At 50.3% G+C, this 14,668-nt stretch carries 12 protein-coding genes; 9 read left to right on the top strand and 3 right to left on the bottom strand.

Going from position 1 to position 14,668, the window contains the following annotated elements; translation table 11 throughout:
* Positions 1 to 5 precede the first annotated feature (5 nt).
* From Q0499_RS13515 to Q0499_RS13485, 7 genes are all read left to right on the top strand, one after another.
* Positions 6 to 662: a hypothetical protein gene (locus Q0499_RS13515; protein WP_299200254.1), complete on the top strand. Its 657-nt coding sequence runs from the start codon at positions 6 to 8 to the stop codon at positions 660 to 662.
* Between the two features lie 39 nt (positions 663 to 701).
* Positions 702 to 1,586: a UTP--glucose-1-phosphate uridylyltransferase GalU gene (gene galU / locus Q0499_RS13510; RefSeq protein ID WP_299200252.1), complete on the top strand. Its 885-nt coding sequence runs from the start codon at positions 702 to 704 to the stop codon at positions 1,584 to 1,586.
* 4 nt (positions 1,587 to 1,590) lie between these two features.
* Positions 1,591 to 3,228 (top strand): glucose-6-phosphate isomerase, encoded by a 1,638-nt coding sequence (gene pgi / locus Q0499_RS13505; protein WP_299200251.1) that lies wholly within the window; start codon positions 1,591 to 1,593, stop codon positions 3,226 to 3,228.
* The gene (locus tag Q0499_RS13500; protein ID WP_299200250.1) at positions 3,225 to 4,490 is read left to right on the top strand and encodes a nucleotide sugar dehydrogenase; all 1,266 of its coding nucleotides are present in this window, start codon (positions 3,225 to 3,227) and stop codon (positions 4,488 to 4,490) included. Before pgi ends, Q0499_RS13500 begins: the two co-directional genes overlap by 4 nt.
* Positions 4,490 to 4,864 carry a VanZ family protein gene (locus Q0499_RS13495; RefSeq protein WP_299200249.1) on the top strand — a complete coding sequence of 125 codons (375 nt, stop codon included), beginning with the start codon at positions 4,490 to 4,492 and terminating at the stop codon, positions 4,862 to 4,864. Before Q0499_RS13500 ends, Q0499_RS13495 begins: the two co-directional genes overlap by 1 nt.
* On the top strand, positions 4,864 to 6,234 hold the full coding sequence (locus Q0499_RS13490) for a phosphomannomutase CpsG (protein WP_299200248.1): 1,371 nt from the start codon (positions 4,864 to 4,866) through the stop codon (positions 6,232 to 6,234). The genes Q0499_RS13495 and Q0499_RS13490 overlap by 1 nt, the downstream gene beginning before the upstream one ends.
* Before the next feature lie 122 nt (positions 6,235 to 6,356).
* Positions 6,357 to 6,758, top strand: coding sequence for a 3-phosphoshikimate 1-carboxyvinyltransferase (locus Q0499_RS13485; RefSeq protein WP_299200247.1), 402 nt, complete (start codon positions 6,357 to 6,359; stop codon positions 6,756 to 6,758).
* A gap of 63 nt (positions 6,759 to 6,821) precedes the next feature.
* Here Q0499_RS13485 and galE read toward each other — a convergent pair whose 3' ends face one another.
* From galE to Q0499_RS13470, 3 genes are all read right to left on the bottom strand, one after another.
* Positions 6,822 to 7,832, bottom strand: a complete 1,011-nt coding sequence (gene galE / locus Q0499_RS13480; RefSeq protein WP_299200246.1) for a UDP-glucose 4-epimerase GalE — start codon at positions 7,830 to 7,832, stop codon at positions 6,822 to 6,824.
* Positions 7,833 to 8,245: 413 nt separating this feature from the next.
* Positions 8,246 to 9,025, bottom strand: a complete 780-nt coding sequence (cysQ, locus tag Q0499_RS13475) for a 3'(2'),5'-bisphosphate nucleotidase CysQ (protein WP_299200244.1) — start codon at positions 9,023 to 9,025, stop codon at positions 8,246 to 8,248.
* A gap of 58 nt (positions 9,026 to 9,083) precedes the next feature.
* Entirely contained in the window at positions 9,084 to 10,850 is a 1,767-nt protein-coding gene (locus Q0499_RS13470; RefSeq protein WP_299200243.1) for an SLC13 family permease, read from the bottom strand.
* A 145-nt stretch (positions 10,851 to 10,995) separates the two neighbouring features.
* Between Q0499_RS13470 and cysD the strand changes: the two genes are divergently transcribed.
* On the top strand, positions 10,996 to 12,723 hold the full coding sequence (cysD, locus tag Q0499_RS13465) for a sulfate adenylyltransferase subunit CysD (protein ID WP_363317800.1): 1,728 nt from the start codon (positions 10,996 to 10,998) through the stop codon (positions 12,721 to 12,723).
* The gene (gene cysN, locus Q0499_RS13460; protein ID WP_299200242.1) at positions 12,723 to 14,624 is read left to right on the top strand and encodes a sulfate adenylyltransferase subunit CysN; all 1,902 of its coding nucleotides are present in this window, start codon (positions 12,723 to 12,725) and stop codon (positions 14,622 to 14,624) included. The genes cysD and cysN overlap by 1 nt, the downstream gene beginning before the upstream one ends.
* The last annotated feature ends 44 nt before the right edge of the window (positions 14,625 to 14,668 follow it).

The raw sequence follows: 14,668 nt of genomic DNA, 5'->3' as shown, positions 1-14,668 counted from the left end.
GGGGAGTGAATAGAAAGCTGGCACTAATCCCAGCGATATTATTGCTTGCTCTTTGCATCCCTGCAGTCAAATGGGGCCTCGCAGATCTGAACGCCTATACCACGCGGCATGAAGTAAGCAAATGGGAGTCGGAAAACCGATTACCGGTACCTGAAGAACTAACCAAAGCCAGGGTCGCAATCGAAACAGCGCTAAACTGGAGCCGTGCACCAGAGTATTATGATTACCTGGGGAGATTGCACCATTACAACGCACTAATTTCCGATAACCCTCTACTGAAATCAACGGCCCTTCAGGAGGCTTTGGTCAGCTATCGTCATTCAAACTCACTGAGACCTCAATGGCCCTATACGCAAGCAAATATAGCGTTGATAAAAGCAAAATCAGGCGAGTTTGATCAGGAATATCAGCATATGATCAGACAATCAGTAAGCAGTGGCCCATGGGAAAATGGTGTGAATATTGCTTTAACTGAAGCAGGATTGTTAGGATGGCTAAGTCTGAACATGGATGAACGAAAAATGATCATCGATAACATCCGTCGGGGGATTCGTCGAAATCCGGATCATATAAAAGTCATTTTAAACCGATATAATAAACGATCTCTTATCTGTGCCAATCTCCAGAGAGACGTATATCAAAGAAAGCTATGTGGCGTCTGATAATAACTCATTACTTGGTTTTATATAGAAAGGAATACTATGACAACTGTACGTAAAGCTGTAATCCCCGTTGCGGGTCTGGGCACCCGGGTACTTCCGGCAAGCAAAGCGATTCCTAAAGAGATGTTGCCGGTGGTGGATAAGCCTGTTATCCAGCATGTTGTAGAGGAAGCGATTAAAGCGGGGATCAAAGAGATCGTGCTAGTCACCCGTAATGGAAAATCAGCCATTGAGGATCACTTCGATTCCCATTATGAGCTTGAGCATCAGCTTGAGTCGAAGAACAAAACAGCCATCCTTAATTCTGTGCGTAATATTGTACCCAGCGATGTGACCATTATATCCGTTCGCCAGCCTGAAGCAAAAGGCCTGGGCCATGCGGTATACTGCGCAGCGCAAGCAGTCAATAATGAACCTTTTGTAGTAATCCTTCCCGACGTACTGGTCAACAACTATCAGCAAAACGAGAATGACCTGCAGAAAATGATCAACGCTTTTGAACAGCATAGCGCTGCGCAAATCATGGTTGAATCAGTCCCACAGAGCCAGGTACACCTCTACGGCATTGCAGACTGCAATGGCATCAAACCCTCTGCAGGCGAGTCCACCCCGATTAAAGGTATGGTCGAAAAGCCCAAGTCAGAAGATGCTCCCTCAGATCTTGCCGTGGTTGGTCGCTACGTTCTGCCGGCACGCGTGATGCAACTTCTGGCGAACACTAAACCCGGTGCGGGAGATGAGATCCAGCTGACCGACGCACTTGATGAGCTATTACGTGAACAAACGGTCGAAGCGTACCGCATGACCGGCAAAACATACGATTGTGGCAACAAGCTCGGCTTCCTCCAGGCTAACGTAGCCTACGGACTGCAACACCCGGAAACCGCTGAAGGATTTAAGCAGTTCATCGCGCAACAGGACTGAAATTATGACGATTGATCAATCCCCGGCCTGGCTGGCACTGAAGAGACATGCAGATGAAGTCCGCGACACACATCTTAAAGATATGTTTGCTGAAGATGCTCATCGTTTCGAAAAGTTCAGTTTCAGTGCAGCCCACTGCCTGGCTGACTTTGCCAAGCAGCGTATCACTAATGACACGCTACAGCAGCTGATTAAGCTAGCCGAACAGCAAGAGTTGCCGCAAAAGATAGAAGCACTGTTCACGGGTGAGCTGGTCAACACCTCTGAAAACCGGCCTGCCCTGCATACCGCTCTGCGCCAGCCGAAAGAGACGCCTCTGATATTACAGGGCGTTGATATCTCAGAAGAGATTCACAGCTCTCTGGAACAGATGGAAGCACTGGTCGAACAGATTCATAACGGCCAATGGCGCGGCTATGACGGCAGCCCCATTAAAACCGTGGTTAATATTGGTGTCGGCGGCTCTGACCTTGGCCCACTAATGACCTGCCGGGCACTAAACCTGTTTACCACAGATGAGATTCGCGACATTGAACTACACTTTGTCTCCTCCATGGATGGCAGTCAGCTGGCACGTTTGCTGAACCAGATTGATCCGGCCTCTACCCTGTTTATCGTCTCATCAAAATCTTTTTCCACTATTGACACTCTTGCGAACTCTAATACTGCCCGTGAGTGGCTGGTAAACGCCAGTGGATTGCCCGTTGAACTCATCAGCCAACATCACTTTATTGGTGTAACAGCCAGTCCTGCCAAAGCCTCCGAATGGGGCATCCCGGAAAAAAACCAGCTGCATTTCTGGGACTGGACCGGCGGACGTTACTCAATGTGGTCTGCGATCGGTATGGCGATCGCCTTGCAAACAGGCAATGCCAATTTTCGCAGGCTCCTGGCTGGCGCGCATGATATGGATACCCACTTTCGCTCCGCTCCTTTGACCGAGAACCTTCCGGTATTGCTGGCAATGGTTGGTATCTGGAACATTAACTTCCTCAATATTCACGCCCATGCAATTCTGCCCTACGATGGGCGACTTCAGCACCTGCCTGCTTATCTCGAACAGCTCGAGATGGAAAGTAATGGCAAGAGTGTCACCCTGAAGGGTGAAAAGCTAAACTACGCTACCTGCCCAATCCTCTGGGGCGAACTAGGCCCGAATGCACAGCATGCATTTTACCAACTGCTGCATCAGGGTACCGAATCCGTGATGTGTGACTTTATTGCCCCTGCGCTGCGCTATCAGGAGCATGGTGATGAGCTTAAGGCTCAGCATCAGTTAGCGCTCGCTAACTGTCTGGCTCAGTCAAGGTTGCTGGCACTGGGGGACAGCGTACTTGAGGATGCTGTCAACGCCCCATCGCATAAGCGTTATCGCGGCAATCAGCCAAGTACAACGATCATGATCGATGAGCTCACGCCTGAAAGTTTTGGCGCGCTGATCGCCATGTACGAACATAAAGTTTACGTGCAATCGGTTATCTGGGAGATAAACCCGTTCGATCAATGGGGTGTTGAGCTGGGCAAACAGGTCGCAACGTCACTGCTGGATCAGCTCGCTAACCCTTCAGCAGCAACAACGGACAGCTCAACTGCCGGGCTCATTCGGTTTGTACAGCAACAGCGTCAGGAGGATAAGTCATGAAGGTTAAAGTATACGGTGCTGACCTGACTGCGTGGGTAGCGGCTGCAAGTCTGGCCAAAGCAGGTAACGATGTCCTGATAGAGGGGCCAGAAACTCAGCTGAAAAAACCCCTCCAAGATATTTCAGCACTGCGTGACGAGCCGGGCCTTCTGGATCAGATTCAACTGCAGATGGAGGTAGGCAGGCTCAAACGAACCGGGGCAGAAGAGTGTGAGACCGATATCCACTGGCTAGCCCTGGAACATAATGAATTTCAGGGCGCACAACAGATTATCCGCGGACTGGAACAAGCCGTTCCGCAAAATCTGCTCATTATAAACCAGTGCAATTTTGGCGTTGGCGCAACCGAACAACTCCAGAGCATTCTCAATGAGGACGCCAATCAGGTGGTCGTTTACATACCGAACAATCTTCAGGAAGGTAAGGCTCTGCAAGGGTTCAGTCAGCCTAAGCGCATCACCATTGGCAGCGATAATAACTGGGCGATCACCATGACCCGCTCGTTAATTCGCCCATTTCTGCAGAACATTGAGCACCTGTTGTTAATGAGCAGCCGGGAAGCTGAGTTCACTAAACTGGCAATCACCGGAATGCTGGCGATCCGTATCGGTTATATTAACGAACTGGCAAATCTCGCGGATCAGATGGATGTCGATATCGACACCATCAGGGAAGGCATGGGAGCAGACCCACGAATTGGTAGCCACTACCTGGCGCCTGGCTGTGGTTTTGGTGGACAAAACTTTAACCAGAACATCGCCCGCTTCTCTGATATTTTTGAAAAACGGGGCCAAAACTCGCTGCTCAAAACCGTCATTTCTGAAAATGAAACTCAGAAAGAGCTGTTATTCAAAAAGCTATGGCAACACTACCAGTGTGACCTGACCAATAAAACTATCGCTGTTTGGGGCGCCTCTTTTAAACCAGGTACCGCCAGTATAGATAACGCGCCAAGCCTGAAAATTATCGACGCGCTGCTGGCACAGGGCGTCACTGTTAAAGTTCATGACCCCGAAGCCCTGAGCAACCTGCAAAAGTATTACACTGACGAGCCATCCATTCATTTCTGCAACAACCCCTATGATGCAATAACCGCTGCAGATGCCCTGTTGGTCGTTACAGAATGGCCTGAATACTGGTCACCCGATTACGAGAAATTGTTACAAGAGATGCGTATGCCTCTGATTATTGATGGGCGCAATATATTCGACCGGGAAGCTCTTGAAATGTATGGTTTTACCTACATAGGTGTAGGCCGCTGATGCTGCGCAAGACTATCTTCAGCCTCTGTGCGGCAGGCCTGCTCTATGGGTTGTTTCGTCAAACACCGCCACCACAGCTTTTCGATCAGTCAGATAAGTTTGGTCATTTCGCTGGCTTTTCAGCAATGACTTTCGCTGGCATCTGGGCTTTGTCTCGCAAGATTATTCAGCTGTTTATTGTCAGCTTAATCGTGCTGGCTTGCAGCGCAGAATTTATTCAGCAATGGTTTTTACCACACCGACACTTTTCGCTTTACGATATGTATGCCAATCTGACAGGCATTGCCATCATCTTTCTACCCTGGCTCGCCTGGCGGATTAGCCGGCACTTTTTTTCAAATTCATCAAACTTACAAACTTCAGAGAAGCCATAATGAGCAAACTAGCCTGTTTCAAAGCTTATGATATCCGCGGCCAGCTTGGCACTCAGCTGGATGAAGATCTTACCTATCGCATCGGACGCGCTTATGCGGAGTTCTTAAAGCCTGAAACGGTTGTTGTCGGCGGTGATATGCGCTTGTCCACTGAATCACTGAAACTGGCTTTGGCAAATGGCCTCAGAGATTCCGGCGTCAACGTTCTAGATATCGGTTTATGTGGCACAGAAGAGATCTACTTCGCCACTGCCCATCTGAAAACCGATGGTGGAATAGTCGTGACCGCAAGTCACAACCCTGAAGATTATAACGGCATGAAACTGGTTCGCCAGGGCTCACGTCCTATCAGCGGAGATACTGGACTGAACGATATCGAACAGTTGGCCCGTGAAAACAAATTTTCCGCTCCCGATGAGGCAAACCGAGGCAGCTACACGTCAGTGGATACCCTGGCGGCCTATATCGAACACCTTGAAGGCTATATCGATCTGCAAGCACTCAAGCCAATGAAGCTGGTTGTAAACGCCGGTAACGGTGTTGCCGGGCATGTTATCGATGCACTGGAAACACAGTTTAAAGCGGCGTCTGTCCCGGTCGAATTTATTAAAGTACACCACCAGCCAGACGGCACCTTTCCGAATGGCATCCCCAATCCGATTCTGGAAGAGAATCGCGCTGACACCATCGCAGCCGTGCTGGAACATAAAGCGGATATGGGTATCGCCTGGGATGGCGACTTTGACCGCTGTTTCCTGTTTGATGAAAATGGCCGCTTTATTGAAGGCTATTATATCGTTGGCCTACTGGCAGAAGCGTTCCTGGTAAAAAATCCTGGCGCAGCGATTATCCACGACCCCCGGCTGACCTGGAACACACTGGATATCGTTGAAGCGAGTGGTGGTAAAGCGATCCAGAGCAAAACCGGACATGCCTTTATCAAAGAGAGAATGCGCGAAGAAGACGCCGTATACGGCGGCGAGATGAGCGCCCACCACTACTTCCGCGACTTCTTCTACTGCGATAGCGGCATGGTGCCGTGGTTACTGGTTGCAGAGCTGATCAGCAACAAAGGAAAGACGTTATCCCAACTGGTTGATGATCGAATTACCAAATACCCCTCACCCGGTGAGATCAACAGCAAGCTGGAAGACCCTAAAGCGGCCATAGAACGCGTTCTGGACACTTACAAGGATGATGCAAAGGCGATCGATTACACCGACGGCATCAGCCTCGACATGGGTGAATGGCGCTTCAACCTGCGCTCATCCAACACCGAACCGGTTGTCCGCCTGAATGTCGAAACCCGTGGTGATGAAGCACTGATGCAAAGCAAAACTGATGAGCTTTTAGCGCTGTTACGGGCATAAGAGCCAATCCTGAACACTCCGCTTGTTCGATGTTCCTAATCCTGAGGCTTCGGACAAGCAAGTGCTCTTCTATACTCAAGCATCCCAGATACTGACTCCATTAGAACCAGCAAAGAATATCCATGGAAGAAGAAACGACAAAAGATTGGTTCGAAGAGGGTTTACTCAAACGTTTACCTGAAGATATTCGGCACACCTTCACGCAAGAACAGTTGTCAGCCCTGAAAATCGCTTTTGGGGCACGTAAATGGGGAAAACATCCCGTTGATATTCGCGGCACACTCAAAATATGGAGCTGGCGCTACTACTTTGTAATTCTGCTGGGCCGTAACCGACGGGAGCTGAGTAGAGCCGAGAAAAAAACAGCAGCCTTTATCCAGGCCTTTTTCCTATTAACATTTCTAACTGTCTCAACGCTGTTGGGGCTTCTGACTTTGTACCTGATCAAATCCGCTGCCGGAATAGACCTTTTTCCAGGCTTCTCTCTGGGTATATGGGGATGGTTTAAAACCAACATCTTGTAACGAGCGACGCTAGCACGCCTCCTACAACAGCATCATACCCATTGCGATTAAACCGAGGAACCCTTACCGATACCCCTCAGGGTTCTGCGATTGCCACTTCCAGGTATCCTGCATCATATCTTCCAGCGAATAACGGGTACTCCAGCCAAGCTCCCTGTTTGCCTTATTGGCATCCGCCCAGAAAGCGGGCAGATCACCATCGCGTCGCGGCGCAAACTGATAGGGAATAACCACCCCGGTTACCGCAATAAAGCTGTTAACCATTTGCAGTACCGACAGCCCATTTCCGGTACCCAGGTTATAAATGTGCGTGCCTGACTGGTCCAGGCAACCGAGTGACTTAAGATGACCTTCCGCCAGATCCATCACATGCAGATAATCACGCACGCAGGTGCCATCAGGGGTGCCATAATCATTACCAAAAATAGATAACTGTTCACGCTTACCGACCGCCACCTGACTGATAAACGGCATCAGATTATTCGGAATCCCCTGAGGGTCCTCCCCTATCAGACCACTGGGATGGGCACCAATAGGATTAAAATAACGCAATAGGGCAACGGACCATTCCGGGTCAGATACACACAGATCCGTGAGCATCAGCTCGACCATCGCCTTGGAGCTGCCATAGGGGTTGGATGTTTTCCCCCGCAGCATACTTTCTTCATAGGGGACTGGCGCATCTTCACCGTAAACCGTTGCGGATGAGCTGAATACCAGCTTTTTCACTCCGGCAGCAGCCATCGCCTCACAGAGAACAACTGAGCCATAAAAATTGTTCTGGTAATATTCAAGCGGAATTCTGGAGCTCTCACCCACCGCTTTCAGGCCCGCAAAATGGATAACCGACTCAATCGTATATCCAGCAAACAATGCATCCAGACAGGCCCGGTCTCGGATATCGCCTTCAACAAAGACAGGCCGCTTACCGGTAATGCTTTCTATCCGGTTAAAAACCTCCGGATGGCTGTTACAGAGATTATCCAGCGCCACCACCTCATAACCCGCCTCCAGCAGCATCACCACAGTATGAGAACCGATGTACCCGGCTCCGCCAGTAACCAGAATTGCCATATATTTTCCTCGTAAAAAACCTTTTCAGGGGTAAAAGCACCATACCCGTCGCGATGACCTAGCTTATTCGGCGTGGGGGAACGCCTCCTACAAAAACATCATCCTGTAGCGAGCGACGCTAGCATGCCCTCTGGGTACCTCGTCGCGATTGAACCACCATAACCAAACAATCGCCGTGAGGGCACGCCTCCCACAATTGTCATCATTAACCGTGGGAGCGACGCCCTCGTCGCGATAAAACCATCAATAGGCACCAGGTCAAATAATCGCCGCGAGGGCGCGCCTCCCACAAGGTAGGGGTTTTGTAGGAGCGACGCTAGTATGCCCTCTGGGTACCCCGTCGCGATGACCTAGCATTAGCGGCGTGAGGGCACACCTCCTACAAAAACACCATACCCGTCGCGATTAATTATTTAAGCCCACTTATCCGACTTATCAGCACAGACAATAAAGAACGGGTTCAACAATGTATCAGGACGCGTGTTGTATAACAGCGGCGTCAGCTCTGGATATTGCAGCACCTGCCCACCAGCAGCCTCAACAACTGCATGCGCAGCCGCAGTGTCCCACTCACTGGTTAAGCCCAGACGCGGATAAATGTCAGCGGCACCCTCAGCAACCAGACAGAGCTTCAAAGAACTCCCCATCGACACCACTTCGGTTTCCGGCAAGCCTTTAACAAACGCTTTAAACTCATCAGACTGATGCGAGCGGCTACCGACAACCCGCCAGACAGCATTATCAGCGGGAATCTCAGAGACCCGAATTGGCGTCACCTGCCCACCCAACTCTTTAAAAGCACCTTCGGCATCACCCCAATAGGTCACTTCAAGCGCAGGCGCATAGACAACACCAAAGACGGCTTTACCCTGATCGATCAGCGCAATATTGACGGTAAACTCACCGTTTTTCTTAATAAACTCTTTAGTACCATCCAGCGGATCGATCAGCCAGTACGTTTGCCATGACAACCGATCCTGATGCTCATTTGCACCGGACTCTTCAGACAGCACCGGAATATCAGGAGTCAGCAGCTTCAAACCATCGACGATACAGTGATGAGAGGCCAGATCCGCTTCGGTTAAAGGGCTTTCGTCACTCTTCTCAGATATGGCAAAATCCCGTTGATAGATATCCATAATGGCATCACCCGCTTTTTTGGCCAGCGCAATAATATCCGAGTTGTTAAACATGGCGTCCTTCTCTCTTTAAAGTAAGCTTTTAAATAAGTCGCTATTACATCATTAGCCTTTAAAACGGCCAGACCAGTGGAATCAGCGCAAGCGAAACCCCACCCGCCGTCAGACTAAGCGGTATTCCCAGCCGGGCATAATCGGTAAAACGATAGCCCCCCGGACCATAGACCATCAGATTGGTTTGATAACCTAATGGCGTAATAAAACTAGCAGAGGCGGCAAACATAACCGCAATAACAAAAGGCATGTAACTAACACCCAACTGTTCTGCCAGAGACATCGCCACCGGAAACATTAGCACAGCGGCAGCATTGTTGGTGATCAGTTCGGTGACAACAACCGTGATCACATACATCAGTATCAGTGCCTGCCAGGGGCTGATCGCATCCGAGAACAGTAACCCCTCAGCAAGCATACGGGCGTTGCCGGTTTTCACCATAGCAGCACCCAGGGCAAAGGATGAAGCAATCACAATCAAAACCGACAGATCAACGTTACGTCGAGCCCGGGAAACCGATACACAGCGGGTTGCCAGCATTAACCCTGCAGCAACGATCGAGGCTTCCAGAATTGAAACAAAACCTGCCGCGCTGGCGAATACCATCAACAGGAGTGTACCGATGGCGATCGGCGCCTTATCAAAGTCCGGTGGTGTTGACTCATTTAGTGCACTAACTAGCAGAAAGTCCCTTCGGGAACGATATTGGCTGACAAAATCATCGCTGGCTTCCATCAACAGGGTATCGCCCATCTGTAAGCGGATATCACCAATCTTTCCGTCCAGACGATGCCCCTGACGACACACCGATAGAATAGCAGCGCGGAAACGGCTACGAAAACGAGACTCACGAATGGTCTGATCAAGGCCAAAAAACTCAGGGCCAATAACCGCTTCAACAAGACAACGCTCCTGTACGGCGATATCCAGCTTTTCAAGATCTCCATGCGGCGGTACAAGCCCACGCACCCCGCGAAGCTCATGAGCACTCTCGGGGGCACCAATAAACACCAGCACATCATCAGCTTCCAGCACCACGTCAGGTGAGACCGCTGTCAGCAGCTGTCCTCGCCGCTTGATATCCACCAGATAACCATAGGTTAACTGTCGCAGCCCCGCCTGCACCACCGTTTTACCGACAATAGGGCCTCCGGGGCTGACCAGCAGCTCAACAACGTATTCCCGGGCAGACTCAAGCTGCTCAACCACACCTTTTCGATCCGGTAGTACCCAGGGGGCTAACAGTATAATCAGCCCACTCGCAATCAGCAGCACCGGCACACCCACCCAGGCCAGATCGAACATTCCCAGGGCAATCCCGGTTTTCGCCTGCAACAAACCATCCACCACCAAGTTGGTACTGGTGCCGATCAAAGTGCAGGTACCACCAAGAATGGCCGCATAGCTGAGAGGCAATAGCAGTTTTGAAACCGGAATTTTAATCCGTCGTGACCAGTCCTGAACAGCAGGAATAAACATGGCGACAACAGCGGTATTATTCATAAACGCGCTTAACAACGCAGAGGGCATGATAACGCGAAGCAGAGCTTTCTTTTCACTCTCTGGTGAACCCAGTAATAGTTGTCCGATCCAGCGCACCGCGCCAGTCTCTTTCAGTCCTGCGGCGATCACGTAGAAAGCCGCAATCGTGATAACGCCGGCATTGGAGAATCCCGCCAACGCTTCAGCAGGTGTGAGCACCTTAGATATAATCAGCACACCCATGGCAGCCATCAAAATCATATCCGCGGCAACGTGACTAAACACCAGTAGCAAAAGCACTGAAACAAGGAGAAAGAGTGTTAACCCGGCTGAAAAATCCATATTCCGACTTTTTTAGTTCGTGTCGTCCAATTATAAAACCATTCGCTTCACAAAATCAGATTAAGACACTTAATGTTTAACAAAGAATATTTGTCAGCATACCGTTAATTTTGTATGATCACAATTCTTATACGGGAAATTGATAATGAATGGCAAGAAACTATCACCTACAGCGCTCGATAAACTGCGAAAAAAAGCGGTACAGTTGCGTCTTAGCGGAGACACCCTTGCCACGATCAAGCAAAAAACAGGATTATCGAACCCAACCATCATTTCAGCCCATAAACGTTTTATAGCGGGTGGATGGGATGCCATAAACACCGGTAAGCGAGGAAGACCAAAGAGTTCGGCGTCAGGCCCAGGCTCACCGAACGAGTGTCTGAAGTTTATGCTGACCACGCCACCTGATGAGGGCGGGCTCTGGGATAGCCAGGCTGTCATAGAGTGGTTCCACACACACCAGCACCCCTTATCGGCCAAAACCGTCAATCGCTATATCAAAGAGTGGGGCATCACAGCCCCCTCCTCTACTGATAAAACTGAATCAGCGAATGAGTGGCTAAGCCAGCATCACCCGGATTTTTTCAGCACTCAGGAAAGCGCAGCAACCACCGCAAAGAAACGCAAAGTTCTGAAGGGCGGGATCGCCACGCTAAAAGCAGAGAATATCATTGGGTATTTTATCTACGCTCAGGATTTCAGAGGCAAGCTTTTCTGGCTAACGACCACCGATAAGCCCGACAGCACCACCATTATTCGTTTTCTCGAGCGGCTGAGTGCTCAGCAAAAGTCAGAGATCTTACTGTCTTTTCATAGCGTTTCACTCAACCGACATAACGATATTCAGCAATGGCTGGCAAACCAGTCACAAATCACTCTATTAACCTATGCAACATCGCCGCGCAGCGCCATATGGGCACCAACGCCAGCCGCTGTTAAACACGAACACACTCAGTCATATGTGAGGAACACGATGGCATTAACACACCTACAGAGACTGGAAGCGGAAAGCATTCAAATAATGCGCGAAGTCGTTTCCAAAGCAGATAACCCGGTCATGCTTTATTCCATCGGCAAAGACAGCGCTGTGATGCTGCATCTGGCGATGAAGGCATTTCACCCATCAAAACCCCCATTCCCTCTGCTGCATGTTGATACCGGCTGGAAATTCCGCGATATGTATACTTTCAGGGATGAACTAGTGGAAAAACTAGGTGTCGAGCTGATCACCTACATGAACCCAGAAGGTGTTGAGAAAGATATCAACCCGTTTACTCATGGGTCGGCGCTGCATACTGATATCATGAAAACCGAAGGTCTCAAGCAGGCACTGAATAAATTCAAATTTGATGTTGCCTTTGGTGGCGCTCGCCGCGATGAGGAAAAGTCCCGCGCCAAAGAGCGCATCTTCTCCTTCCGTACCGCCGATCACCGTTGGGACCCGAAAAACCAGCGTCCCGAGCTGTGGAAAAACTACAATGCCAATAAACGTCCCGGCGAATCGATCCGGGTATTCCCGCTATCCAACTGGACAGAGCTGGATATCTGGCAGTACATCCACCTGGAACAGATACCGATTGTGCCGCTCTACCTGTCGGCTGAACGCCCGGTCGTTGAACGTGATGGCACACTGATCATGGTTGACGATGAGCGTATGCCACTGAAACCGAATGAAGTCCCTATGATGAAAATGGTGCGTTTCAGAACACTGGGTTGCTACCCGCTCACCGGCGCGGTTGAGTCTGAAGCAGACACCCTGCCAGCCATCATCCAGGAGATGCTGCTGACCAAAACATCTGAACGTCAGGGCCGGATGATCGACCACGATTCCGCCGCATCAATGGAGAAGAAAAAGCAGGAGGGTTACTTCTAATGGCACATTCATCAGACATGATATCCGAAGATATCGTTCAATATCTCAAAGACCACGAACAGAAAAGTCTGCTGCGCTTTATCACCTGCGGCAGCGTTGACGATGGAAAAAGCACCCTGATCGGCCGTCTGCTGTTCGAATCAAAACTACTGTTCGAAGACCAGCTGGCCGCAGTTGAAGCTGAATCTAAAAAATACGGTACCCAGGGCGATAATATCGACTTCGCATTGCTGGTTGATGGTCTGGCCGCAGAGCGCGAACAGGGCATCACCATCGATGTGGCGTACCGCTTTTTCTCTACCGATAAGCGTAAGTTTATCGTTGCCGACACCCCCGGACATGAGCAGTACACCCGCAATATGGTCACCGGTGCTTCGACCGCTGACGTAGCGATTCTGATGGTTGATGCCCGCCGCGGCATCCTCACCCAAACCCGTCGCCACACCTATCTGGCATCCCTGATCGGCATTCCTCACATTGTGGTTGCGATCAACAAAATGGATCTGGTGGATTACTCTGAAAAGACCTACAACCAGATCAAAGATGACTATACCGCGTTCGCCAAACAGATCGGTATTAATGAAACCACCTTTATCCCAATGTCTGCGTTAGCCGGTGACAACATCACCGAGCCAAGCAACAACATGACCTGGTATCACGGCACCACCCTGATGGGTTACCTTGAAACCGTCCAGGTCGATGATGAGCTGATGCAGAAAGAACCGTTCCGTATGGCGGTACAATGGGTCAACCGTCCCAACCTGGACTTCCGCGGCTTCTCTGGTCAGCTGGCCAGCGGCATTGTAAAACCCGGTGACCGCATCCGCACCCTGCCATCCGGCAAAGAGAGCACCGTTGCAACCATCTCTACCTACGACGGCAATCTTGACCGGGCAGTTGCAGGTCAGTCCATCACCCTCACACTGAATGATGAGATCGACATCTCCCGTGGTGACATGATCACCTCAGCGGAAGAACCAGCCTCCATCGGTAAACAGTTCGAAACCACCATCATCTGGATGCACGAAGAACCGTTGATGCCCGGCCGTACTTATCTGATGCAGATCGGCACCAAAACGGTCACCGCCTCAATCACCGATATCAAGCACCAGGTTAACGTCAATACGATGGAACACCTGGCGGCCAAGAAGCTGGAACTGAATGGTATCGGCGAATGCAATATCAGCCTGGATCAGGATATCGCTTTCGATTCTTACAAAGCCAACCGTGATACCGGCAGTTTTATCCTTATCGACCGGATGACCAACAACACCGTCGGCGCAGGTCTGATCAACTTTGCCCTTCGCCGCAGCACCAACATCACCGTGCAGCATACCGAAGTGAACAAAGAGGTTCGCGCCGCGCTGAAAACCCAGAAACCGTGCGTTATCTGGCTAACTGGCTTATCCGGTTCAGGCAAATCCACTATCGCTGACCTGGTCGAACAGAAACTGCTGGCTGCGGGACACCACACCTACCTGCTAGATGGTGACAACGTCCGTCACGGCCTGAATAATGATCTCGGCTTTACCGATCAGGACCGGGTTGAAAACATCCGTCGTATCGCCGAAGTGTCCAAGCTGATGATTGATGCCGGACTTATCGTACTGTCCTCTTTCATCTCGCCGTTCAGAGCGGAAAGAAAGATGGCCAGAGATATGCTGGAAGAGGGTGAGTTTATAGAAATCTATGTAAACACCCCTCTTGAAGTCGCAGAAGACCGTGATGTCAAAGGCCTGTATAAGAAAGCCCGCCGTGGCGAGCTGAAAAACTTCACCGGCATCGACTCACCCTACGAAGCGCCACAACAGCCAGAACTCAACCTGAAAACGGTCGAAATGACGCCTGAAGAAGCTGCCGACAAAGTCATCGAGTTGCTTAAACAGAAACAGATGATTTAATTCTTATCGCCGCGAGGGCGCGCCTCCCACTAGAGCAATATGCA

Origin of the sequence: uncultured Amphritea sp. (assembly GCF_937127095.1) — a bacterium.
Lineage (GTDB): Bacteria > Pseudomonadota > Gammaproteobacteria > Pseudomonadales > Balneatricaceae > Amphritea.
This window is presented reverse-complemented; position numbering and strand designations above follow the sequence as displayed.